Annotated in this window: 21 protein-coding genes and 3 pseudogenes; 7 read left to right on the top strand and 17 right to left on the bottom strand. The window is 46.4% G+C overall.

The window, feature by feature from the left end; translation table 11 throughout:
- Positions 1-4: 4 nt before the first annotated feature.
- The 4 genes from DEU29_RS12395 to DEU29_RS12380 all read right to left on the bottom strand — a co-directional run bounded on the left by DEU29_RS12395 (position 5) and on the right by DEU29_RS12380 (position 4,288).
- Entirely contained in the window at positions 5-793 is a 789-nt protein-coding gene (locus DEU29_RS12395; RefSeq protein WP_133540663.1) for a ParA family protein, read from the bottom strand.
- A gap of 60 nt (positions 794-853) precedes the next feature.
- A complete protein-coding gene (gene rsmG / locus DEU29_RS12390) occupies positions 854-1,486 on the bottom strand; it encodes a 16S rRNA (guanine(527)-N(7))-methyltransferase RsmG (protein WP_133540676.1) in 633 nt (210 codons plus the stop codon).
- Positions 1,487-1,494: 8 nt separating this feature from the next.
- The gene (gene mnmG, locus DEU29_RS12385) at positions 1,495-3,390 is read right to left on the bottom strand and encodes a tRNA uridine-5-carboxymethylaminomethyl(34) synthesis enzyme MnmG (RefSeq protein ID WP_133540662.1); all 1,896 of its coding nucleotides are present in this window, start codon (positions 3,388-3,390) and stop codon (positions 1,495-1,497) included.
- Positions 3,391-3,832: 442 nt separating this feature from the next.
- The gene (locus DEU29_RS12380) at positions 3,833-4,288 is read right to left on the bottom strand and encodes a flavodoxin domain-containing protein (protein ID WP_133540661.1); all 456 of its coding nucleotides are present in this window, start codon (positions 4,286-4,288) and stop codon (positions 3,833-3,835) included.
- Between the two features lie 65 nt (positions 4,289-4,353).
- On the opposite strand from DEU29_RS12380, the gene DEU29_RS12375 reads away from it, so the two are divergent.
- Positions 4,354-4,848, top strand: a complete 495-nt coding sequence (locus DEU29_RS12375; protein WP_133540660.1) for a beta-lactamase hydrolase domain-containing protein — start codon at positions 4,354-4,356, stop codon at positions 4,846-4,848.
- On the opposite strand, the gene gloA is transcribed toward DEU29_RS12375, so the two are convergent.
- A complete protein-coding gene (gloA, locus tag DEU29_RS12370) occupies positions 4,828-5,379 on the bottom strand; it encodes a lactoylglutathione lyase (RefSeq protein WP_133540659.1) in 552 nt (183 codons plus the stop codon). The genes DEU29_RS12375 and gloA overlap by 21 nt on opposite strands.
- A gap of 66 nt (positions 5,380-5,445) precedes the next feature.
- Here gloA and DEU29_RS12365 point away from each other — a divergent pair, with 66 nt between their 5' ends.
- On the top strand, positions 5,446-5,724 hold the full coding sequence (locus DEU29_RS12365; protein WP_347813161.1) for a GIY-YIG nuclease family protein: 279 nt from the start codon (positions 5,446-5,448) through the stop codon (positions 5,722-5,724).
- Here the strand turns inward: DEU29_RS12365 and DEU29_RS12360 are convergent.
- Genes DEU29_RS12360 through DEU29_RS12350 form a run of 3 tightly spaced genes read right to left on the bottom strand, consistent with a single transcriptional unit; the run spans position 5,681 to position 8,796 of the window.
- The gene (locus tag DEU29_RS12360) at positions 5,681-5,992 is read right to left on the bottom strand and encodes a DUF2007 domain-containing protein (protein ID WP_133540658.1); all 312 of its coding nucleotides are present in this window, start codon (positions 5,990-5,992) and stop codon (positions 5,681-5,683) included. The two genes, DEU29_RS12365 and DEU29_RS12360, sit on opposite strands and share 44 nt — an antisense overlap.
- Positions 5,985-7,670 carry an FUSC family protein gene (locus DEU29_RS12355; protein ID WP_133540657.1) on the bottom strand — a complete coding sequence of 562 codons (1,686 nt, stop codon included), beginning with the start codon at positions 7,668-7,670 and terminating at the stop codon, positions 5,985-5,987. The genes DEU29_RS12360 and DEU29_RS12355 overlap by 8 nt, the downstream gene beginning before the upstream one ends.
- Positions 7,651-8,796, bottom strand: a complete 1,146-nt coding sequence (locus DEU29_RS12350; RefSeq protein WP_133540656.1) for a dicarboxylate/amino acid:cation symporter — start codon at positions 8,794-8,796, stop codon at positions 7,651-7,653. The genes DEU29_RS12355 and DEU29_RS12350 overlap by 20 nt, the downstream gene beginning before the upstream one ends.
- A 389-nt stretch (positions 8,797-9,185) precedes the next feature.
- On the opposite strand from DEU29_RS12350, the gene DEU29_RS12345 reads away from it, so the two are divergent.
- Both DEU29_RS12345 and DEU29_RS12340 read left to right on the top strand, forming a co-directional pair.
- Positions 9,186-9,479 (top strand): type II toxin-antitoxin system RelE/ParE family toxin, encoded by a 294-nt coding sequence (locus DEU29_RS12345; protein WP_133540655.1) that lies wholly within the window; start codon positions 9,186-9,188, stop codon positions 9,477-9,479.
- A 14-nt stretch (positions 9,480-9,493) separates the two neighbouring features.
- A complete protein-coding gene (locus DEU29_RS12340) occupies positions 9,494-9,817 on the top strand; it encodes a HigA family addiction module antitoxin (RefSeq protein ID WP_081195053.1) in 324 nt (107 codons plus the stop codon).
- A gap of 43 nt (positions 9,818-9,860) precedes the next feature.
- Here DEU29_RS12340 and DEU29_RS14225 read toward each other — a convergent pair whose 3' ends face one another.
- Together DEU29_RS14225 and DEU29_RS14155 are read right to left on the bottom strand one after the other, a co-directional pair.
- A complete protein-coding gene (locus DEU29_RS14225; RefSeq protein ID WP_347813162.1) occupies positions 9,861-10,505 on the bottom strand; it encodes a DEAD/DEAH box helicase in 645 nt (214 codons plus the stop codon).
- Complete coding sequence (locus DEU29_RS14155) at positions 10,468-11,583, bottom strand: TOTE conflict system archaeo-eukaryotic primase domain-containing protein (protein ID WP_243734599.1); 1,116 nt, start codon at positions 11,581-11,583, stop codon at positions 10,468-10,470. Before DEU29_RS14155 ends, DEU29_RS14225 begins: the two co-directional genes overlap by 38 nt.
- 532 nt (positions 11,584-12,115) lie before the next feature.
- Between DEU29_RS14155 and DEU29_RS12330 the strand changes: the two are divergent.
- Positions 12,116-12,541, top strand: a pseudogene (locus tag DEU29_RS12330) (hypothetical protein); the annotation flags it as partial.
- A gap of 261 nt (positions 12,542-12,802) precedes the next feature.
- Here the strand turns inward: DEU29_RS12330 and DEU29_RS14150 are convergent.
- From DEU29_RS14150 to tnpA, 4 genes and pseudogenes are all read right to left on the bottom strand, one after another.
- Entirely contained in the window at positions 12,803-12,889 is an 87-nt protein-coding gene (locus DEU29_RS14150) for a hypothetical protein (RefSeq protein ID WP_243734601.1), read from the bottom strand.
- A gap of 42 nt (positions 12,890-12,931) precedes the next feature.
- A pseudogene (gene tnpC / locus DEU29_RS12325) lies at positions 12,932-14,379 on the bottom strand (IS66 family transposase); the annotation flags it as partial.
- A gap of 168 nt (positions 14,380-14,547) precedes the next feature.
- Positions 14,548-14,904, bottom strand: coding sequence for an IS66 family insertion sequence element accessory protein TnpB (tnpB, locus tag DEU29_RS12320; protein WP_133540654.1), 357 nt, complete (start codon positions 14,902-14,904; stop codon positions 14,548-14,550).
- On the bottom strand, positions 14,901-15,161 hold the full coding sequence (gene tnpA, locus DEU29_RS14295; RefSeq protein ID WP_432206884.1) for an IS66 family insertion sequence element accessory protein TnpA: 261 nt from the start codon (positions 15,159-15,161) through the stop codon (positions 14,901-14,903). Before tnpA ends, tnpB begins: the two co-directional genes overlap by 4 nt.
- A gap of 242 nt (positions 15,162-15,403) precedes the next feature.
- Here tnpA and DEU29_RS12315 point away from each other — a divergent pair, with 242 nt between their 5' ends.
- Entirely contained in the window at positions 15,404-16,543 is a 1,140-nt protein-coding gene (locus DEU29_RS12315) for a phospholipase D-like domain-containing protein (protein WP_243734598.1), read from the top strand.
- 129 nt (positions 16,544-16,672) lie between these two features.
- A pseudogene (locus DEU29_RS14145) lies at positions 16,673-16,870 on the top strand (phospholipase D-like domain-containing protein); the annotation flags it as partial.
- Between the two features lie 90 nt (positions 16,871-16,960).
- Here the strand turns inward: DEU29_RS14145 and DEU29_RS12310 are convergent.
- Genes DEU29_RS12310 through DEU29_RS12300 form a run of 3 tightly spaced genes read right to left on the bottom strand, consistent with a single transcriptional unit; the run spans position 16,961 to position 21,886 of the window.
- On the bottom strand, positions 16,961-17,770 hold the full coding sequence (locus DEU29_RS12310; protein ID WP_133540653.1) for a MipA/OmpV family protein: 810 nt from the start codon (positions 17,768-17,770) through the stop codon (positions 16,961-16,963).
- Complete coding sequence (locus DEU29_RS12305; protein ID WP_133540652.1) at positions 17,767-19,218, bottom strand: efflux transporter outer membrane subunit; 1,452 nt, start codon at positions 19,216-19,218, stop codon at positions 17,767-17,769. The genes DEU29_RS12310 and DEU29_RS12305 overlap by 4 nt, the downstream gene beginning before the upstream one ends.
- A complete protein-coding gene (locus DEU29_RS12300; protein WP_133540651.1) occupies positions 19,211-21,886 on the bottom strand; it encodes an efflux RND transporter permease subunit in 2,676 nt (891 codons plus the stop codon). Before DEU29_RS12300 ends, DEU29_RS12305 begins: the two co-directional genes overlap by 8 nt.
- Positions 21,887-21,986 lie beyond the last annotated feature (100 nt).

Genomic DNA, 21,986 nt, shown 5'->3' with positions numbered 1-21,986 from the left:
ATTATTAATCAACTTCTGCGTTTGCACGCTGTTCCGAGCGACGAATTAATTCACCAGCAAGCGATAGGTAAGCTTTTGCACCTGTCGACGATTTATCATAGTACATCGCCGGTGCACCAAAAGACGGAGCCTCTGCCAACCGCACATTTCTCGGTATAACAGTACGATAAACCTTGTCTCCGAAATGCTGTTTTAGCTGTTCAGATACGTCATTAGCGAGCCTGTTTCGCGGATCATACATGGTACGCAATATGCCTTCGATAGATAACCCTGGATTAACAACGTCTGCCAATTGACGAATGGTTTCCATCAGCGCAGTCAATCCCTCAAGCGCGTAATATTCGCACTGCATAGGTACTAACACAGAATCAGCTGCTGCCATCGCATTTACCGTCAGTAAGTTTAATGACGGCGGACAATCGATAAAAATAAAATCATAATCGTCTTGCACGGCTTTTAGTGAGTTACGCAACCGCACCTCGCGGGCAAAAAATTCCATCAATTTGATTTCGGCAGCGGTCACATCAGAATTTGCTGCTATCAGATGATATTTGCCGTTGGTATCCGTTTCTACGACGTCCTTTACCGGTTTCTCATCAACGAGTAATTCATAGACGGTATTTTCTACATCGTATTTGTCGACACCACTGCCCATGGTCGCATTACCCTGAGGATCCAAGTCAATGAGTAATACTTTGCGTCGCGTCGCGGCCATTGAAGCGGCGAGATTAACTGCAGTCGTTGTTTTACCAACACCGCCTTTTTGATTTGCTATCGCAATGGTAGTTGCCACGGGTGTTTAACCTCTTATCATTATCGCTTTATAACTGCGTGTTTTGGCGAGCGCAGTGCGCTACTGGGCTGAGATAACGACGATATGACGGTCACCGTCAACACCAGGAACATTTAACGAACTAATTTGTTCAATCTTATACTGCTCAGATAATTCGTCCAGTTCTTGCTGTGGGTATTGTCCCTTAAGCGCAAGATATTTACCGTTATTTTTAGGTAAATGTTTGCACCAGGTCAGCATATCATCAAGTGAGGCAAAGGCTCTACTTAATACACCATCAAAGCTATTATTTTGCTCGGTATAGTCCTCAACGCGGCTTTGAACTGCCTGCACGTTTTTAATGCCCAGCTGATGACATACCTGACGAATAAAACGAATACGTTTGCCAAGACTATCGAGCAAAACAAAAGATTTATCAGGATTGGCAATAGCGAGAGGTAGTCCCGGTAAACCAGGGCCGGTACCAACATCGATAAACCGGTCTCCGGTTAAAAACGGGCTAATGATCAGACTGTCGACAATGTGCCGGCTAACCATTTGCTTTGGATCGCGGACACTGGTTAGATTATACGCTTTATTCCATTTATCCAGTTGCTCGACTAGCTGAACCAACTGATCCAGCTGGTTTTCGTCAAGCATCAGCAATGGTTCAATCTTTGTCTGACTGAGTAATGACTTCAGTGATTCTTTCAACATGTCGTTTAGGCGCTCTTACGCAACAATCCTTGTTTTTTTAAATGCACCAACAACATAGAAATTGCTGCAGGTGTAATCCCAGAGATGCGCGAGGCTTTTCCTACAGTTTCTGGTTGATGTTGATTCAATTTAGCGATCACTTCGTTAGATAACCCCTTGATCGAGGCGTAATCAAAGCTTGTCGGCAATAATGTATTTTCGTGTCGTTGCTGTTTAGCAATTTCATCTTGTTGGCGTGTTATGTAACCCGCGTATTTTGTCTGAATTTCGACTTGTTCTGCTGCTGCCGGGTCATTTAAGCCTGGTGCAAAAAATGGCGTCTTGACCAAGTCAGTATAATGAATTTCCGGACGACGCAATAATTCTTCACCATTAACCTCTTTGGTTATCGGACTTTTCACTAATTGATTGATGGAATCGACCGCTTCATGATCCTTGTGAACCCATGTTTCTCGCAAGCGTTGTTTTTCTTGCTCGATAGATTCTACTTTGGTGTTAAACGATGCCCAGCGTTCATCATCGACAAGTCCAAGTTCGCGACCTTTTTCAGTTAATCGCATATCAGCATTGTCTTCGCGTAGTAACAAACGATACTCAGCCCGCGATGTGAACATGCGGTAAGGCTCTTGCGTACCGAGTGTTGAAAGATCATCGATCAAAACACCGGTATAAGCTTCATCGCGACGCGGAGCCCAGCTTTCTTTTCCTTGAGCACGGAGTGATGCATTAAGGCCCGCTATCAACCCTTGAGCTCCCGCTTCTTCGTAACCGGTTGTGCCATTAATTTGACCCGCAAAAAACAGCCCTTCAATAACCTTGGTTTCAAGTGATTGTTTAAGATCGCGGGGATCGAAATAGTCGTACTCGATCGCATAACCCGGACGTGTGATAACCGCATTTTCAAAGCCATGAATGGATCGAACCAATTGCTCCTGAACGTCATAAGGCAAACTGGTGGAAATGCCATTAGGGTAAAGCTCAAACGTATCAAGCCCCTCAGGCTCAACAAAAATTTGATGAGACTGCTTATCAGCAAACCGTACAATCTTGTCTTCAATTGAAGGACAGTAACGCGGTCCGACTCCCTCAATGACACCTGAGTACATGGGCGAACGATCAAGCCCGGAGCGAATAATGTCGTGTGTCTTTTCGTTGGTATGGGTTATGTAGCATGATATCTGACGCGGATGATCAGCGCGTGAACCCATATACGAAAAAACCGGCGTTGGCTTGTCACCCGGTTGCTCCTGCATGACTGAAAAATCTACTGAGCTGCTGGCTATACGCGGTGGCGTGCCTGTTTTCAATCGTTCTACACGCAACGGTAACGCTCTTAAACGTTTAGCTAACGCATTTGCCGGAGGATCACCGGCACGTCCGCCTTGATAGTTATCTAAGCCGATATGAATTTGACCACCCAGGAAGGTACCTACCGTTAACACCACGTTTTTGGCGTGAAATCGTAAACCCATTTGAGTAACAACGCCGCAAACGCGATCATTCTCAACGATCAGATCATCACACCCCTGTTGAAACAAGGTTAAATTTGGTTGTGTTTCCAATGCATAGCGGATCGCTTGTTTATACAGCTGCCTATCTGCTTGAGCTCGAGTTGCTCTAACTGCAGGGCCCTTAGACGAGTTGAGTGTTCTAAATTGAATGCCTGCACGATCAGCTGCTTTTGCCATGATACCGCCAAGGGCATCAATTTCCTTAACCAGGTGTCCTTTGCCGATCCCGCCAATTGCCGGATTACAGGACATTTGTCCGAGTGTATCTATATTGTGGGTTAATAGTAGGGTGCGACTACCCATCCTTGCAGAGGCAAGTGCTGCCTCAGTACCCGCATGGCCTCCACCGACAACGATGACATCAAATTGTTGACTTGAGGTGTGTGACATTCAGTAAAGCCTTTGTGGTTAAGGGAATCAAAAGAGCCGGTTATTTTAACGCGAATTGACCTGGATCGAAAAGGTTAATTTTTGTGCAAACAGTTTTTTTACGAATTCTGTAAAGATCTAAATAAGATCAGTATTTGATCTTTATAGATCTTTTATTATTACTTCTTTTAGTTAGCCAAAATCTGTGAATAGATCGCTAAGACCCTTATTTTAAAAGATGTTCGTTAAGATCACTAGCTGTTAATAAGATCCCTTAAGCCCGGATCATAGATCGTGGATAACTAGGGTGTTTATGCACAGCCTTAGTTATCCCCAGGGATATACCCAATTCGATGACAGCCCTTATGTGATCTTATACAGGATCCAATCACATGCTGATTTATTTGTGTATAAGACAGTGGATATAAATGATGATCGGCAGTGAATGCATGATTTTTAATGATCATGATTGTGTACAGGATCGCAATGCACTAATCCATCCGCCATACCATTGTTCAAATGCTGCTTCTGGATCATCTTCGAGCATATCGATTTCTAAACGCGTATATATTCGTTCAGCACCGAGTTGTTGTAATCGTTGATCAATGTCGCGCCCGGCAGAGCAGTAAGTGTCATAGCAGGATTCACCAATGGCGATAACGGCGTACGGAAACGGCTTAACTGCGTCGACATCTGTTAGCTGAGCATAAAAGTCGAGCATCGAATCACCGTAATCGCCGGCACCGTGACTTGCTAAAAAAATTAGCCACGGCTGCGTCTGGTCTAGCGTGTCAAAACTTGGCTCGTAATGCATTGCGATATCGATATCAAGTCGTGCTTTGATCAAATCGGCAGCGTGATCTGCCAGATGTTCTGTGTTACCGGAAGTGGTACCGACTAAAATTTGAAGTTGTGTCATTTTCAATAATCTGTTTTATGCTTAAATAGGTAAGTATAGAGTTAATAGTTTACAGGAGTTTAAGTATGATTCGTTTGTTAGTTTCGGCTGTTTTAAGTACAGCATTATTATTACCTTCCGTTAGCGTAGCGCAGGGTATAGATAGCCCCAAACAGACATCAGATAACATCTGGGTTATGGGGGTTCCTGATAAAGAAGATATCGCAACCTTTGCCGAAAGTGGTGGTGATGTCGTCATAAGTTTATTGTCGGTTGAAGAAATGTCGGGTAGCGAAGAAACAACATGGACGAGCCAGCAGGGGCTCGCGTTTTTTCATGTTCCGGTAAACGGCGCTACAGGTGTTACTTTTGAGAATGCTCGAGCACTAGATCGTCTTTTACTAACCCATGCTGACAAAAATATTATGGTGCACTGTGCCTCCTCAAACCGCGTTGGCGCGTTGTTTGCGCTCCGTGCGGCTTGGCTCGATGGGCTAAGCACCGAGCAAGCGCTTGAAGTGGGTCGCCAACACGGCATGACATCACTTGAAGATAAAGTATCAAAGATGCTCGCTAAGTAGTTTAGGGAGTTTTTCCGGCGTGAAAATTTCGATCCAGTAACCATCGGGATCTTTGATAAACGCGATACCCTTCATGTTGCCGTCTTGTGGGCGCTTTTGAAACTCTACGCGATGTTGTTCAAAACGCTTGCAGGCGGCTTCCAGGTCAGGCACAGCAAAACCAATGTGGCCAAAACCCTTAGGTTCGCTATTGCCACTGTGAAAGTCGACATCCTCTTTATCTTCGTCGCCCCAGTTATGGGTCAATTCCAGCATTGCCGGACGTGAGAACGTCTGTGTGATGCGTTCGTCGTGATCTGTTGACCATTGTTGTCGTTGTTCAGGTGACAACGCGGCCATAAAGTATAATGTGAACTTCATTTCCGGAAAATCGAGTCGTTTTACCAGCGTCATACCCATGACTTCACTGTAAAATTTCAAAGAGCGCTGCGGATCTTTAATGCGCATCATGGTTTGATTAAAAACAAAATCATGTGTTTGAGGATCGTGGTTTTCTGCTAACCCTTTTGCTTGATCAAAATGTCTGCTCATAAGTAATCCTGCTAAGTATTTGTGATATCTTTTACGCGTAAATAACAGGATTGGGTTTTACTAAGGGTGTTTCAAGTGAGCCGATGGACGGTGTACTTAATGCAGTGTGCTGATAACAGCCTTTATTGCGGCGTTACTACCGATATCGAACGGCGCTTGCGGCAGCATAACGGTGAACTAAAAGGCGGCGCCAGATATACTCAGACGCGGCGGCCGGTCAGGGTAGTTTATCAGGAGGATGGCTATGACAGAGCATCGGCAGCCAAACGAGAATATGTGATAAAAAAACTTAGCTCAGCGGCTAAAAAAGCGCTTTTCCGCAGTTCCAACACACCTCGAAATTAGAGAAGTTTTGCTCTTTACAATGGGGACAGTAGATCGCTTGTTGCTCGCTATTCTCGTAGTTATCAAGTAATTTTCGCGCCTCTGTATACTGCTGGCTGGAAACTTTAAGTGCAGTCTCTATGGCATCGGCGGGTAGTTCTCCAACACCACCAATCATCGAATTTTCATTCATGCTAACGTTAATATTTTCGCTTTCGAGCATGCCCTTCAATAATTGTGCCTCAATAGGATTTGCGGCGTAATAAACGATTTGCCATTCATCACTCATGTTGGGATACCTGATGTTGTACACGCAATAAATATTGCGCGCTGGTGACTTGCGCAGTAGTGCCTAGTTTGTCAGCCATTTGATAAAGCTTAAAGAGGCGATGATAAAGCCGTGCCTTATAACGCTGTAGTTGTTGCGTCGAAACAGTGCGTGAGGTTAGTTCTTTTAAGTCGCTTTCTAATGCACCAATTAGTTGTTTTTGTCGACTTAGAAGATTGGTTGGGAAAACCAGTCGATAACTCACTAATGACAATATAGGCGCAGCAATAACTGCTATAGCAATAGAAATTGCCTGTAATGGTTCAAACTGATAATGCAGTACCGGCTGCATTAATAATAAGAAAACTAACGTGAAATCCATGCTGCCATTAGTGGTTTTGTTGTGCGATAAGGGAATTCCTACCAATAACATGATCGGCATAATACTAACCAACATAGTTAATATTGAATCCATATGAGGCCAGACGAAGGCTTGCATCATCAATGCAAGTGAGGCGCCTGCCGATTGCCCTAAAAATACGTAAACCATCGTTTTAGCGGGATTTTCTGCGGTTGAAAAGAGTGTAAGCATTACTGAGGCGCCGAGTAGCAAATAAGCTATCTGAAACCATTCAGTATAGGCCCAGGCCATACTGATTAATGTCATTACAGAGACGGTTCGTATTGCGGCCTGGCGAGCTCCGCGCCAGTCCCGGTGTAAAAGAATTGATAGCAGAGGTACTGATTGAGCCGCCTTGCCACTATCCCTAAATTGTAATCGTTGCAGCGATGCATCGACGAATTCTTTAAAATATGGCAGTACCGAGGCATGTTCGAATGTTTGCAAAGCTTTCTTTAGGCTATTAATAATTTCCAGCGAATTGTTTTTTATTAACGCATTAGATAAAGAATGTAAGTGTTCACTTATTACTGCTGATTTGATAATTCCTTTAGTCTCGAGCTGTGCGAATAGACCAAGCTGCGCGTTTAATACACGACGGATCGTTTTGGCTGACTGATGAGCGGCCGGTGAGCCGGAACCGTGGTCGACTAATTGTGCTTCCAGGTGGGCTAATTTTGATAACCGGTCATGGCTATTCAGTGCTTTTAGCGAGCCACTATTATATGCATCTGCCAGCAACTTTAAGTTTTCTGCTGACTGCCTGCGAAATTGGTTTACAAGTGATTGCTCGGCTCGTTTATAGGTAAATAACCAGCCAACGAATAGTGCGGTCAGTACGCCAACAAATACTGTCAGTAGACGGTCAATACCCAAGGGGAGGAGCGCGTCCGGTGTGCGTGTTAACAACGCAACCATCGATGCCGAGTAGCCGGCTAAAATGGCACCGTAGGAAATTAAGCCGTGTAATAAGTTTCCGGTGTAAACACATAAACCAACCCAAAGCGTAAGGCCGGTGGCTAATAAAATAATGCTATCGCCAGCGGTAACCACGAGGATCATGCCGACGACGGTACCCAAAAGCGTACCCAGTGTACGGTAAGCGGCCTTTTCTAGTAGTAGCCCCCGGGTTGGTTGCGATACTGCCCATACGGTCATTGCTGACCATTGAGGATGTTCCAGCCCTAATGCCCAGGCGATAATAAGTGAGAGGCAGGCTGCGATGCCGGTGCGTAAACCGAACCGGTATCGCGTGTAATCAAAACCTAACTGTGCAAATCTAGCCTTTACTGCTGTCATCTATTAACACCGCTATAGCACCATCGCCGGTAATGTTACAGGCGGTGCCAAAGCTATCTTGTGCCATATACAGGGCAATCATTAGCGCAATTGCGGTCTCACCAAAACCGAGCATCGACCCCAGCAGGCCAACGGCTGACATTACCGCTCCGCCTGGAACACCCGGAGCTGCCAGCATCACAACACCTAACATCATGATAAAGGGTAACACCGTAAAGAAAGATGGAATTGCCAAAGCGTTGTGTAAGACCATGACAGCGACCGTACAGCTGACGATGGTAATAGTGGAACCTGCCAGGTGAACCGTAGCGCATAACGGCACTGAAAAATTTGCGACATTATCGTCAACGTTATTATTTTTAACACTGCGCAAGGTGACAGGAATAGTTGCGGCACTGGACATGGTACCAAGAGCGGTAAAGTATGCCGGTAGCATGTTTTTGATGAGTTTTAGCGGTGATTGCTGGCTTTTGATACCAGCCATAATAAACATGGTGGTAATGTAGACCCAATGCAATACGACCGCCATCACCAGAATAATACCGAAGGTCTTCAGTGTTTCAAAAACCGTACCGGCTACCGCCATTTCGGTAAATACGCCCGCAATATAAACAGGCAGCAAGGGAATTATCACTTTCCCTAACAGTAACTCGATAATATCGCGACCTTGGTCAGACAGTGATTTAAGCTGTTGTGCCTTTGTACTTGCGATTCCCAAACCAAATATGAACGCTAAAGCGAGGGCTGACATAACACTCATCAGTGGGGGGATATCCAGCGTGATAAAAGGCTCTAACGTAGCACTGGCTGACTCATTAACTGATTGGGCATCTGCGCTGAGCATAGGAACGACAATGCTGGCGACGAAAAAGGCGATGATACCGGCAGTAATTGTTGATAGGTAAGCAACCCCCAGTGTTTTACTCAATAGGCGTCCCGAATTACTGGGTAAGCTGGCGATACCGCTGGTAATGAAGAATAAAATCAATAACGGAATGGTAAAAAATAAAAGCTGACCAAATAGGCCTTTGAAGGTTAGCAATAATCGGCTTACCCAGTCAGGTGCAAATAAACCAATACAAATACCCGCAATAATGCCGGCAATAAGCTTGATGATCAGCTTCATGAAAAAAATCCTTTTGAAAAAGTGGCGGATAACGGCGTTAACCGTTACTTTCCGATACAGAATGAATAAAATACTTTAAAAACATAAGTTTATGAAACTCTTGGAGCACCATTGGAGTGCTGAAATTTGCGAAAAAAAATGTAAATATTGGCAAATTTCCTCTACATCGGCTCCTGACGACCCATTTTAAACTGGGATAAGTGGGAAACTGGGAGCCTTTTATACAATTTTATCTCTATGAAATCAGTGCCTTGAAATTGCTCGATAGTCCCTTTCTGTCAGACAAAATTATAGTAACATCGTTTTCTAAACGGATCCGTTCTCATTTTGAACGGACTTGACGCACAACATCGCTGTGCATAAAATGAGTAAAAAGTGATCAGGTACTTATGGCGGTTAAATTCAGGGATACGTGGCTGGAGGTTTTTTACGAACAAGACCAAAGTCATAAGAAAATACCCAGTACTATTGAAAGCGCCCTCTTTAGAAAGATTCAGATTCTGGATGCCGCAACGCAGGAGTCAGACTTGAGGATTCCACCGGGTAATCGTTTTGAACATTTGCAAGGAAACCTTTCTGGATGGTGTTCTATTCGGGTTAACAAGCAGTATCGCCTGATTTTTCGCTGGGAAGATGGCATCGCCCAAGATACATATCTAGACCCGCATGTTTACAAGGGCTAGAGGAGGTTATGGTAATGAGGAACACAAAACGTCGTCCAGTGACCGTTGGCGAAATGCTAGTCACCGAGTTTCTGGAGCCGATGAACATAGAAATCAGTGAACTTGCCGAAGCAATGGGTGTGCACAGAAATACACTCAGTCGGATTGCGCATGACAAAGGCACGCTGACAGCACCCATGGCAATCAAACTCGCAGCGGCTTTGGGGAATACGCCGGAGTTCTGGCTGAATATTCAGCACGCGGTTGAGTTATGGGATGTTCGTCATCGTGCCTATGAACAAGAAGCTAAGAACGTGAGACGCGTAAAGCCCCACGAGTTACCTCTGAAGCAGGCCTGAAGCACATTTCGTTTCAGCCATGTTTCCCCTTTCTTTGGAAAGTTTATAGTAGCCGGGTTTGCGGCTCGGATTGGGCAAACTGGTATCCCATCGCCTTGTAACCTTTCTCGCGCTTTCGGAACATGCGTTCAAGCATTGGCAGGCTGTTGTCCAGGTAGTCGTAGACAGTAACTTCCTGCTTACCGTCGGCATCCCGGTGAATCCTGCCAGCATACTGCGACAGTGTTCCTTTCCAGGCGATGGGCAGAGCCAGAAACAAAGTGTCCAGCCGAGGCAAGTCAAAACCTTCACCAATGTATTTCCCGGTTGCAACAATAACTTGAGCTTCGTGCAACTGCGATTCGGCAGCCCGGCGTTCCTTGACGCGCATCCCGCCGCGCAAAACAACCGACGATATAGACTCAGCTTCCAACAATGTTGCCATCGTCTCAGCATGCTCTCTTCGTTCAGTCAGCAAAAGACAGTTGGCCTCGTTTTGAACGCAGCGTACGACATCCCGAACTATATCCTGATTCCGGGCAGTGCTATGGGAAAGCCAACGGTAGACGGATGCTATGTGTGGTCGTTCACCGTTATTCTGAAAGATGTCCGTCGGTGGCGTTTCATGACGTTCTCGAACGATGACACGCTGGACAAACTTAGACCCATGTTCAGCCCTGACTTTGTGACGAACGGGTCCTGCGACCATAAACATGATTTTTTGGTGGCCATATTCCCTGTTCGTGCAACAATGCCTGAAGATCATCAAAACAGCCTCTCGGTACCGAGATATAGCCTTGCTCAATCCGGGCACATGATATGTAACGAGGGATGCCATGAGTTGAAAATCGAAGTGCCTGGGTTTTGAAAAATACTGGATTGGCAAAGCTCGCCATGCGCTTTATTCGTGCCGCCAGTGTCCCGGGTATGTCTGACAACTTCATATAAATGTGATTGGCCAAGGTAAGCGTGATGCTCTCGGGACATCCTGAAATTATCCCTGTATCTACCGGTAAAGCTTGTTCCCACGGCAACGCAACTTCTGCTATCGCATCGGAATCAGGCTCATTTCCAACCATATCTCGAAGCTGAGCCAGCGAAACGGTCTTTTGCTGACTAAGTAGCGCCCACTGATCCGGATACGGGGTTAGCTTATCGTCGACGAATACAGTACATCCACGACTTCGCGCCTCATGCTGAAGCGGAAGGGCAATCAAATTGCCAAATCCACCATCGGGCATCGTATCCTGGTTGGGGAATAGCCGGTCATAAGAATCGAAGGACAGGCCCGGGTGGCGTTCCATGGCTTTGTCCAGCAGCTTGAACCCCAAAGCCCTCGCGGACCAGGCTGGAACGGCGTCCGAAAAGAAGACCCATAGGTGGGCACCCGCACCGGACCGGGAGATCTCTACAAGATAAGGGACACCTTCATCACGACAAGCCTGGGCCAGCGCACGAACATCTGCTCTCCAGTCCTCCTTATCAAAATCTACAGCCAGCAGATAACAGGAACTGTCCGGCAACAATGGGTATAACCCTGCTACATGCTTGCCGGACAGGTGGTCATACACTGCACGGAAATCCAGAGGCTTGAACTTTTTGTGAGGGCACTCGCCGCACTTGATCCGGGGTTTCTGACAGATGCCCTGTACCCACTCATTTGCACAGGCGACAGCATAACCGGAACGTCCATTCGAGCTACTTTCCCAGCGAACCGCATAGACATCCTGTCGGCCGTGAAAGAGCCCCCGGAATAACTCAGCTTTTTGATTGGGAGTCAATTGCATTGATGTGGGTGATTGTGCAGCTCGCTGAAGCTCGTTCCTCCGGGAAAGTAAGGCTAGTTTTTCCTTCTCAAGCTCAGATAACCTCAATGCAATGGCCGCAAGCTCTTCTTCTACTTGGATAAATGCCTCCCAACGCTAAATCAGTCAACCACAATAATCTTTCTTTGAATATTTGACTGATCCTATCAGATATAGATTCCTAATCAGTAAAAAAAATGACCGCGTTTTCTTACCAGTAAACAGCCGAGTCAATAAGAATGGCCCCGCGACCTTGGTTCCGGGTCATCCAGAATAGCACCTGCCACCGCCGTCAGAGTAATTTCGACGACGCTGTCAATATGTAACCTCTGCTGATCAAAAGTGCCATTTTCTTTTATAGCCAAAGATATGCCTGCCCCGCCAACTTTTCGCCACGTCCGGTTTTTAACTTTGTTCTTTTAGTGCAAACCATTGATTTAAAAGGATTGTTTTTGTTTTTCCTCTTAAATATTCTCAACCTCATGAGAATATTTAATAAATGCAGGAGGACATAATGAAAAGATTAGCACCCTTAACTACGGCAATATTGGCCGCTGCCCTGGCTGGCTGCGCGGCCACCCCACGAGCTTACAATCAGGAAGAGTCTCGGGCTTTAAACCTGGCGAGAGCCGGTGGCATCTACGATATGGGCTTGCGTGATTCTGGGGATGGCACTCGCTCCTACAGTAAAGGCATGTTGGTGCCATTACTGGATCTCGCCAGCCTGGCGACTTCATTCGATGCACCGCTTCGACATCTCTCGGGTAGCCAAACGTTTCTGTTCAACGCTACTGACATCATGATGACACCGGATAATCCGTCGGCGAGACCAAGCCTGATAGGATGGATGCCTGCGTCGATGGCCACTTCGGAGGCTCAGGCATATGAGCAGTATGTGGATCTGGTGGATCAGGCCATCCGGCTAGCTGCCAATGATATGGTGCATGTTTCGGGTGAATCCGAACACTCATTTCGTTTCAATCCGATCACCCATTTCGGTTTTATCCGATCACTTTTAGCCTTTTTCCGAAATCGCTGTTCGGATTACCGTAATCGGTGATCGGAATACCGAAATACCGTTCTTTTTCTAACTAAATCAACTGGTAAGCTGTGAGCGTCGCTAGTAGCACACATTGACCATAATATTTTTCTCAAGGTGGGTCAATTTTGCTGACCACTCAACCGGTCAAGATAATTGTCGCTAGTGCGTGAACTCGATATTCCAAGGCAACAGGTGGTTGATGTCATCGTCGCTTTTGATGAGCGGCCATTGCTCAAACAGGCTCATCAGGTAATCAATCGGTTGTAAGTCATTAGCTTTGGCGGTTTCGACTAGGCTGTAGAGCACGGCACTGGCATCGGCGCCGCCATGGGTGTTGGCGAACAACCAAGCTTTGCGGCCAATCACGAACGGCTTGATGGCGCGCTCGGCGCGGTTGTTGTCGATGTTGATGCGCCCGTCGGTTAAGTACACCTGCAGTTTTGACCACTGGTTGAGCGTGTATTGAACGGCCTTACCAAGCACGCTGGTCGGTGGTACTTGGGTGAGCTGATTATCGAGCCACATTTTAAAGTTGCTCATCACCACTGTCGATTTAGTTTGTCGTGCGTGCAGGCGCTCTTGCGCTGACTTATCGACCATCAGGCGCTCAACCCGGTATAACTTTTGGATGAAAGCGATTGCGGCATCCGCCTTACCGGTTTTCTTTTTGCCTTGCACGGTTTTAGCGTCCACGAACTTACGCCGGGCATGCGCCCAACAGCCAGCGAGTGTGGCTTCGGTTTGCTCATAGCCTTGATAACCGTCCACCTGCAAGGGCCCGCGATAACCTTTTAAAAAGTCTTTCGGGTGTACGCCGCCACGACCATCCTGGTAGTCATAGAGCGCGATGTTCGGTGGTGAAGTGCTGTCAGGCGGCGGTTTATCACCGCCACAACCATACACCCACATGTAGGATTTACTTTTTTCCGATTCGATAACCTTTAAGGTCGTTTGTGAATCACATCCTTGTGATTCACCCCTTACGGGGCCAGCAGAGCTGTCCAAAACTGTTCCTACAGTTTTGTCGTCTGCCCATAATACGGGCTGTTGCAGCAGAAGGTCATGCATCCGCTGGTACAGCGGCTCCAGCTTTTGACTCACAGCAACCAACCAGCGGCTCATGGTCTGGGACTGATATCGGCACCGAACTGCTTGAACATGGCTTCCTGGCGATACAGCGGCAAGCCATACTGGAACTTCGCCGTGATGATTTGCCCTAATAAACTCGGTGTAGAAATACTTTTGGGGAGCATGCTTGGTGCTACTGGCGCTTGTTTGATGTTACTTTCCGTGCCTTGCTGCTCACAAGTACGGCAACTGTACTTCGGGCGTACGTGGCGGATGACTTGTACCTTCGCTGGAATGAAGTCGAGCTTCTCGCTGACATCCTCACCCATGCGATGCATGTCGGTGCCACAGCATTCACAGGTTTTCTCATCATCGCTGATGTCGTGGATAACTTCTTTGCGTGGTAACGACGCATCTAATCGGGCGCGGCGGCCAACTTTACGGGTGTAGGCAATGTGTTGCTCAGCAGCAACCTCTTCCTCATCAGGCTGGAGGATATCTTCTATTTCGTTGAACAGGTCGCCCTGACCTGGCAGGCCTTCTGAGCTGGCTGCAAAACGCTTTTTAAGTTCAAGCTGCCATTTTTCAAACAAATGATAGAAGTCATGCTTCCAGCGCTCACTTTCTTGCTGCAAGCGAGCCGTCTCAGCTTGCTGCTCGAGCAGCATTGCTTTGAGGGCCTCAATGTCGTCTGGAAGTGCGCTTGCATTGGTCTTTTTCATGCGGCTATTATACCGCATAAATCGGCGCTAAACCGCTACAGATAAAGGCTTTCTTAGACCGATTGGTGATCGATAAATAGCTGTTATGCTTGATCCCTATATGGCTAAAAGTGATCAGGTTATCGCACTAAAATGCAGGGGCTGATGGCCTTTCATCAGCGTAATATCAAGGCCATCTAAGAGCCATGCCCACTGCTGTTCAGTGAGCGTGATAGTGCTGCCTGGCATCTTACGCGGCCACTTGAATTTGGCCTTTTCAAGGCGCTTGTACCACAGGCAAAAGCCTGTTTTGTCCCAGTACAGAACTTTCAGTTTATCGCGCTGGCGATTGCAAAAGATAAACAGCGCACCACTGAACGGCGAGAGCGCCATCTCGCTCTCAACAATAGCACTGAGGCCATTGATGCTTTTACGAAAATCAACCGGCGCTTTGTGTAAATAGATGGCCGGTGGCTCAACGAACATCTTCATGCGCTGAGTTCTTTGACCAACTGTGCGACCCAGCGTGGTGAGACCGACAGCGGCAACACCAGCTCAGTTCGACCAAGGCGAAGTTGCAATGTCTGCTGCGTTGCTGGTGATTGTGACACCGCCAACGCAAAGCCAGCGTGGTTATCTTCAGCGTCGCGCTGCAGCTCTAATCGGCGCTGACTAAAATACGCCGGGTTAATGCCTCGTGGCTCGCAGAAATCTTTTTGGCTGAGGTTGCTTTGTTCAAATTCAGCTATCAGCGCTCGCCATTGCTCGCGTCCGATGTACTCGACTCATAAGCTACCACCTTCTTAATGAAACTTGGTGGTAGCTTATGACTTCAAATTATGGCTGAATAGGTGTGGTTTCAGAGACGCTTACGTTTAAAAGAATTCAATTTTGACGGTCGCTCGGGTCTTGATCAGTATTTACTATTCAATTATGAATAATTCTATGTGATTATCTGAATCTAGGAATTATACTTAAAACTTTTCATCCTATGAGAAAAATAAAGTCAAAGTTTCCAGTATTCTGGTTGTTGATCATCATGCTGTCACTCAATGCATGTGCGCTTCCAGCTCGTTCCGATCCAGAATCATCAAATGCGTTACCTTCCCATAAAGCGGCAGAAACAGCTCTGGGACGCCAACTTGCCGAACGGATCCAAGGTCATCCTTGTTGTAGCGGTATTTATCCGTTAGTGAACCCCACTGCGGCCTTTGCGGCACGCGGGTTACTGGCCGATGCGGCGGAGCGAAAATTGGATATTCAGTATTATATTTGGCAAAAAGATACGACAGGGTTATTACTATTTAATACGGTTTATTCAGCCGCCGAACGGGGAGTGCGAGTTCGACTGTTGTTAGATGATTTTGGAGTTAGCGGACTTGACGACGAACTAGCTGCACTTGATATCCATCCTAATATAGAAGTACGGTTGTTTAATCCGTTTATAATTCGAAACCCAAAATTAATTGGCTTTGTGACTCAATTCCCACAAGCAAATAGACGAATGCATAACAAATCTTTCACGGTGGATGACCAAGTCACAATAATTGGTGGACGCAACATTGGTGATGAATATTTTGGTGCCGCTCAAGAAATGTTATTTAGCGATTTAGATGTAATTGCTGTGGGAGCTATTGTTAACAAAGTTTCAACTGATTTTGACCGTTACTGGGTAAGTGATTCTGTCTATCCTGTAAGCCTTATCTTGCCGAGCCCAGAGGGAATACAACAGCAAGAGATAATGGAAGGCATTACCTCTGCCCCACAACGAGATGGGGTCTACACCTATATAGAGGCACTACGACAATCTGACGTCGTAAGGAATATGCTTGAGGGAACACTTCCACTAGAGTGGGCAGAAAGTAGGATGATTAGTGATGATCCAGCGAAAGGTTTAGGACAAGCTGAACAGGATGCGTTATTAGTATCTCAAATGTCAGAGATACTCGGTAATCCCGGTACTAATTTAGAGCTTGTTTCACCCTATTTTGTGCCAACCGAGGCTGGTACAGAAGCTTTTGTTAAGTTAGCTGAGCAAGGTGTAAATATTCGTATTCTGACAAATTCTATGGAAGCAACTGACGTAGCAGCGGTTCACGCAGGTATAGTAAACGTAGAAAAGATTTACTGAATGCTGGAATTAAACTGTATGAAATGCGAGCCTCATCAAGCGAATCAACGCGCGAAGAAAGCTCATATGGTCCATTTGGTAGTTCTGACTTAAGTCTTTCATGCAAAAACTTTTTCCGTCGATAACAAGCGAGTTTTCGTTGGGTCATTCAATTTTGATCCTCGTTCAGCGAACTTAAATACCGAATTAGGATTTATTATTGATAGCCCACTGCTTGCTCGTCAGATGGCCAGTTTGTTCGACGAAAAAGTACCCCAAGAAGCCTATGAGGTACAGCTAGATGACAATAACGAGTTAATTTGGCTAGAGCAGCACAAAATGGTGTGATTAAACATCACCGCGAGCCTGGCATCACGGCTTGGCAACGCGGCATAGTTTGGTTTTTATCAATATTGCCAATTGAATGGATGTTGTAAGCTAAAATTTCCACGTTAGACCAATAAGTGAGCTTACTTCACTATCATCATCCAACATGGGGCTATCGGCTATTTCATCAGAAAAATGCTTGTAACGCGAAGATACGAAAATACTAGCAGCCTCTGAAAACTGCCAAGTCAACGTTAACCCCAAAAATGGATTTGTGCTAGATCCGGGCGAATACTCGGTCAGCGTTGTGCGTGCCGCTTCTTCATCAGAAATACCAAAATAGTAATCATTAAAATCTCCACTATGCCATTCAATACCAGCAGTGGGTGTTAATGAAATCGTACTGTTTTCAAATAGGAATGGGTAGCTATAATTCACCTCAGCATACTGACCATGATGTCGTCCTGTTATCTCGGTTCCCACTCGTGCAGTCAGTAAACCCGCTGCTAAGTTATAACGCGCAGAAAAACCCGCAAGAGCAGTGAAATTACGCCGATCAAGTTTGCGCATCTGCACATCATCGGAATCATCCGGATCATATTCAGCGGGAGCGGCGCTTATAAAAGCCGCCAAACGAAGTGGCTTATCTGGTGTTAATCGATAGCCTAACGATGGGCCACGGACAAAGAACCGCTCACCCTCATAATTAATAAGCGGAAACGCTGTCGTTTTAGAGTCTACGCCTCGGTAAGCTGATAATGACGTAACACCGCCTATACCAACTGACCAAGCATTACGACTGTCTTCTGTTTGCTGCAGGTTTTGCACTTGTGATCGAGCTTGTGCGTATGCAGTGGGGGGAATCACCAACGCTGTAAATATTGTAGCCGCAAGTACTGAAACTTGTGTCTGTATTTTCATGACTCACCTCCTTCTTGATTTGTCAAAGTAGATGGTTGTGGATCTTGCCAACCTCCACCCATCGCTTTAAATAAATTAGCCGAAGCCAACAAGCGTTGAGCATATGCTTCACTCAAAGTTAATTTTGCTTGTAGCAGTTCCCGTCGAGAGTTGAGTAACTCAAAAATCCCGATCGCACCGGCATCATATTGAAACTCTGCCATTTCAACGGCTTGACCAATTGCTTTTACTTGGTTTTGTATAGCTTCAACACGTTTTTGAGCATAACGATGCATTGACAGTGCATCTCGGGTATCACGGAAAGCACTGGTCACCGCCATCTGATATTCAATTTCCGCCTGAGCTTTTAATGCTTCGGCATTTTCAACATTGGCTCGCCCTCGACCAAAATCCAAAATGGGACCCGCCAAATTACCGCCAATACTCCAGCTTTGAGCGGCCCCCTCAAATAAGTCGCTCGTTTGTAACGCAGAGCTACCAATTAGACCGGACAAATTTAAGCTAGGCCAACGACTCGCTTGCGCAGCACCAACTTGGGCATTAGCAGCGATAAGGTAGGATTCTGCAGCTCGCACGTCTGGACGTCGCTGTAGCAGCTCAGATGGCATCAAGCGAGGTAATGCATCAGGCAATTTCAAATCCGTTAATTTTGTGTCGCCAAAGTCAAACACTTGCGTTAGCTCTTGCGCGCTAAACCCAACCAGTATAGCCAGTGCGCTACGAGTGGTTTCTGCGGCTTCTTGCAAGTCTGGCAGTATTGCTCGCGCACTGGCGGCCGCGGCACGTGCTTGGCGAACGCCCAACGCATCTTCCGCTCCGCTGCGGTAACGGAGTTCAATTACGTGCAGACTTTCCAAATAAGAGGCTAATGTTTCCTCAGCTAACGCTTGCTGCTGTTCCAGTGAACGGAGATTAAAATAGGTCGAAACAACTTCACCAATGATACTCAAGCGCACCGCTTCTAAACCATATACAGACTCATCGAGTTGCGCATTGGCGGCTTCTCGTTCTCGTCGTAAACGCCCCCATAAGTCAATTTCATAACTTAAGGTTCCAGCCACAGTGAATTCATTTCGCGGCGCACCGCCACCAATCTCAATAGGTAGAATAGCTCTAGGCTGTTGCTGTCGGGTAGCTTCAGCTTGTCCGCCCAACGATGGCCAAAATTCTGCATCACTTAAACCGAGTTGAGCACGCGCTTGTTCGATACGTTGCAACTGTAGCTGCAACTCAAGATTTTCATCCAATGCGTGCTCCACTAGAGCGTTCAGAGTTGGATCATTGAACTGTGTCCACCAATCTTGCCAATTTTTTGCTAAACGGTTTGATTGCTCCACTTGTTCGGGCCAATCATCCTCCACCGCTATTTGTTGATGCTGATAGTTCGGTCCCATCGTACAGGCCGAAAGCGCCAAGGCAATTACTGCCGCCACTAGTGTTTTATGCATTTCGCCCTTCTCCTTTGCGGTCTTTGCGCCAATCAGATAAATCCTCAAATAGTTTGTAACCCAATGGAACGAATATCAGTGCCAGCGAGCTCGCAGCAATCATACCGCCGACTACCACAGTTCCAATTTCTTGACGACTAGCGGCTCCCGCACCACTTGCAAATACAAGGGGTAAAGTGCCGATAATAAAGGTCAAAGCTGTCATCAAAATAGCGCGAAAACGTTGTCGAGCTGCTGCAGTTGCAGCCTCTAGGGAGCTCATGCCTTCCTTACGGTTTTGTGCGGCAAACTCCACAATTAGGATGGCATTCTTCGCCGCAAGGCCAATCAATACCAGCAGACCAACTTGGAAATAAATATCGTTTGGAAATCCTCGTAAAATTGACGATAAAGCCGCACCCAGAACTGCGAATGGAACGGCAACTGCTACCGCTAGCGGTAATGTGATACGCTCGTATTGAGCCACTAGGATCAAAAACACCACGAATAAGCCCAAGCCAAACGCAGATCCCGCAGCTCCGGCGGCTTCATCTAACTGAAAGGCTTCACCAGTCCAGCCCAACTGTATGTCGGTATCTGCTGAAAACTCAGCAACGATGGCTTCCATTGCTTCTTTTGCCTGACCTGAAGTGTAACCCGGTGCAGGGTCGGCCATAACTCGGGCAGCACTATAGATGTTAAAACGGTCAACAATATCTGCACCGCTAGTGCGCTCAACACTAAGCAGTGAGCTCAGCGGTAGCATTGCACCATTGTTGGAACGCACAAAGACGTTAGTCAAATTTTCAGGACTTGTACGATATTGGCCCTTTGCTTGTATATTGACCTGCCATAGCCTTCCTTGATATGTAAAGTCATTGACGTATAGAGCACCAACTGTTGCCTGTAGCGTAGAAAAAATAGCATCTAAACTTACTTCTGCGGCATATGCTTTTTCTCGGTCAACGGCAATACGATATCGAGGAATACTTGTGTCTAATGTCGTTCGCCCATTAATTAGTTCTGGCCTTTCATTGACCGCAGCCATTATTTCTTGTGCTACTTTCTCCATTTCGGTCGTAGTCATATCCTCGCGAATCTGCAGATAACCTTCCACACCACCCGTTAATGACAATCCTTGAATCGGCGGTGGCACGAAAGACATGACATTGGCCTCCTGAATAGTCCCGCCCACGCCCATGATTTTTCTAACAAGCGACGAGGCGTCTTGACCTACTTCAGTTCGCTCCGACCAATCTGCTAGGTTTACAAAGCCAGCCAAAGCATTTGTACGCAGTGAACCGGCAATAATGTCGTAGCCCGCGAAACTAAGAAAGTCATCAACTTCATCTAATGCAAGAATTTGTTCAGATAAGTTATCTCGTACCGCTTCACTACGTGGTAAAGATGAAACTGCAGGCAAGTGTGCAACCGCCATAGCGACGCCTTGGTCCTCCTGAGGAACTAGTCCAGAAGGCATTCGTGTCATCAGGAAAATAGCGGCAAAACAGCTTATTAAAAACAAACCAATACCGATCTGCCAGCGGTGTAGTAACCATGACACCAATCCCACAAAACCATTGGTTAACCGATCAAACCCTGAATTAAACCATCGAAAGGGTTTAGCCACCTCTCGTTTTTCGCCGTCTAATAAAAGTGCACACATTGCAGGGGTGAGCGTCAATGCGACCACTCCAGATACCACCACTGAAACTGCAATGGTTACGGCAAACTGACGATATAATTCACCGCTTAACCCACCTAAAAAAGCGACCGGTGCGAACACCGCGACTAACACTAATGTTGACGAGACCACGGCACCAGAAACTTGCTGCATCGTTTCAACCGCAGCATCTCGAGCCTTCATGGACTTTTCCATGATAAGTCGCTCAACGTTTTCCATTACAATAATTGCGTTATCAACCACGATACCAATGGCTAAGACCAAACCAAACAAGGTCAGCATGTTGATTGAAAAACCGAGTGCTTGCATACCCGCAAAAGTACCAATTAATGACACAGGTATAGCTGCAACCGGAATTAAGGTTGCGCGGAAACGTTGTAAAAATAAATAGGTAACTAACACCACCAAAATTACCGCAATGATTAAGGTGGCAACAACCTCTTGCACGGAAATTTCAATAAATTCGGTGGTGTCGTAGGGAACATAATAATCTATTCCATCGGGAAAACGGCTTCTAATATCTTCTAAAGCTTCACGAACTAAAGTCGCCGTATCCAACGCATTGGCACCTGGCTGTAAAAATATTCCCATAGGGACGGCATCTTGACCATTATAAGTGGCCGAAAAATCATAACTTTGCGACCCAAGTTCGACTTCAGCCACATCACCTAGCCTTAATATGTTCCCCTGTGAATCCGATCGTAAAATAATTTTCCTGAACTCTTCCGGACTACTTAGCTGTTCAGTTGTGGTCGCACTAAAGGTGAAAGCTTGGCCCTCAGGCGATGGCTCTGCACCAAAGCGTCCGGCAGCATATTGAGAGTTTTGAGCGGTAATTGCGCTAGCAATATCAGCTGGATTCAATTCATATTCAGCAAGTTTCGCTGGGTTAACCCAAATTCGCATGGAGTAATCATCGGCGCCAAATAAAGAAGCATCACCGACTCCTTCAACTCGCGACAATTCATCAAGTACATTAATTAACGCATAGTTACTTAAGTCCAATGTTCGGCCTTGTTGATCAAATCATTATTGAGGGTAAACTCCCCCTTTCCCCAACTCGGGGTTAGCGCACCATTTCGCTCACAGGCATACCAAGGCGTGT

Origin of the sequence: Idiomarina aquatica, from assembly GCF_004362895.1 — a bacterium.
Lineage (GTDB): Bacteria > Pseudomonadota > Gammaproteobacteria > Enterobacterales > Alteromonadaceae > Idiomarina.
The sequence above is the reverse complement of the archived record's forward strand: the minus strand, read 5'-3'. Positions and strand labels throughout refer to the sequence as shown.

Bases quoted from the DNA above. Each gene is read 5' to 3' on its own strand.
- mnmG (WP_133540662.1), bottom strand. From the start codon at position 3,390: ATGTCACACACCTCAAGTCAACAATTTGATGTCATCGTTGTCGGTGGA.
- DEU29_RS12380 (WP_133540661.1), bottom strand. From the start codon at position 4,288: ATGACACAACTTCAAATTTTAGTCGGTACCACTTCCGGTAACACAGAA.
- DEU29_RS12375 (WP_133540660.1), top strand. From the start codon at position 4,354: ATGATTCGTTTGTTAGTTTCGGCTGTTTTAAGTACAGCATTATTATTA.
- gloA (WP_133540659.1), bottom strand. From the start codon at position 5,379: ATGAGCAGACATTTTGATCAAGCAAAAGGGTTAGCAGAAAACCACGAT.
- DEU29_RS12360 (WP_133540658.1), bottom strand. From the start codon at position 5,992: ATGAGTGATGAATGGCAAATCGTTTATTACGCCGCAAATCCTATTGAG.
- DEU29_RS12355 (WP_133540657.1), bottom strand. From the start codon at position 7,670: ATGACAGCAGTAAAGGCTAGATTTGCACAGTTAGGTTTTGATTACACG.
- DEU29_RS12350 (WP_133540656.1), bottom strand. From the start codon at position 8,796: ATGAAGCTGATCATCAAGCTTATTGCCGGCATTATTGCGGGTATTTGT.
- DEU29_RS12345 (WP_133540655.1), top strand. From the start codon at position 9,186: ATGGCGGTTAAATTCAGGGATACGTGGCTGGAGGTTTTTTACGAACAA.
- DEU29_RS12340 (WP_081195053.1), top strand. From the start codon at position 9,494: ATGAGGAACACAAAACGTCGTCCAGTGACCGTTGGCGAAATGCTAGTC.
- DEU29_RS14225 (WP_347813162.1), bottom strand. From the start codon at position 10,505: ATGGTCGCAGGACCCGTTCGTCACAAAGTCAGGGCTGAACATGGGTCT.
- DEU29_RS14155 (WP_243734599.1), bottom strand. From the start codon at position 11,583: ATGCAATTGACTCCCAATCAAAAAGCTGAGTTATTCCGGGGGCTCTTT.
- DEU29_RS14150 (WP_243734601.1), bottom strand. From the start codon at position 12,889: ATGAGCCTGTTTGAGCAATGGCCGCTCATCAAAAGCGACGATGACATC.
- tnpB (WP_133540654.1), bottom strand. From the start codon at position 14,904: ATGAAGATGTTCGTTGAGCCACCGGCCATCTATTTACACAAAGCGCCG.
- DEU29_RS12315 (WP_243734598.1), top strand. From the start codon at position 15,404: ATGAGAAAAATAAAGTCAAAGTTTCCAGTATTCTGGTTGTTGATCATC.
- DEU29_RS12310 (WP_133540653.1), bottom strand. From the start codon at position 17,770: ATGAAAATACAGACACAAGTTTCAGTACTTGCGGCTACAATATTTACA.
- DEU29_RS12305 (WP_133540652.1), bottom strand. From the start codon at position 19,218: ATGCATAAAACACTAGTGGCGGCAGTAATTGCCTTGGCGCTTTCGGCC.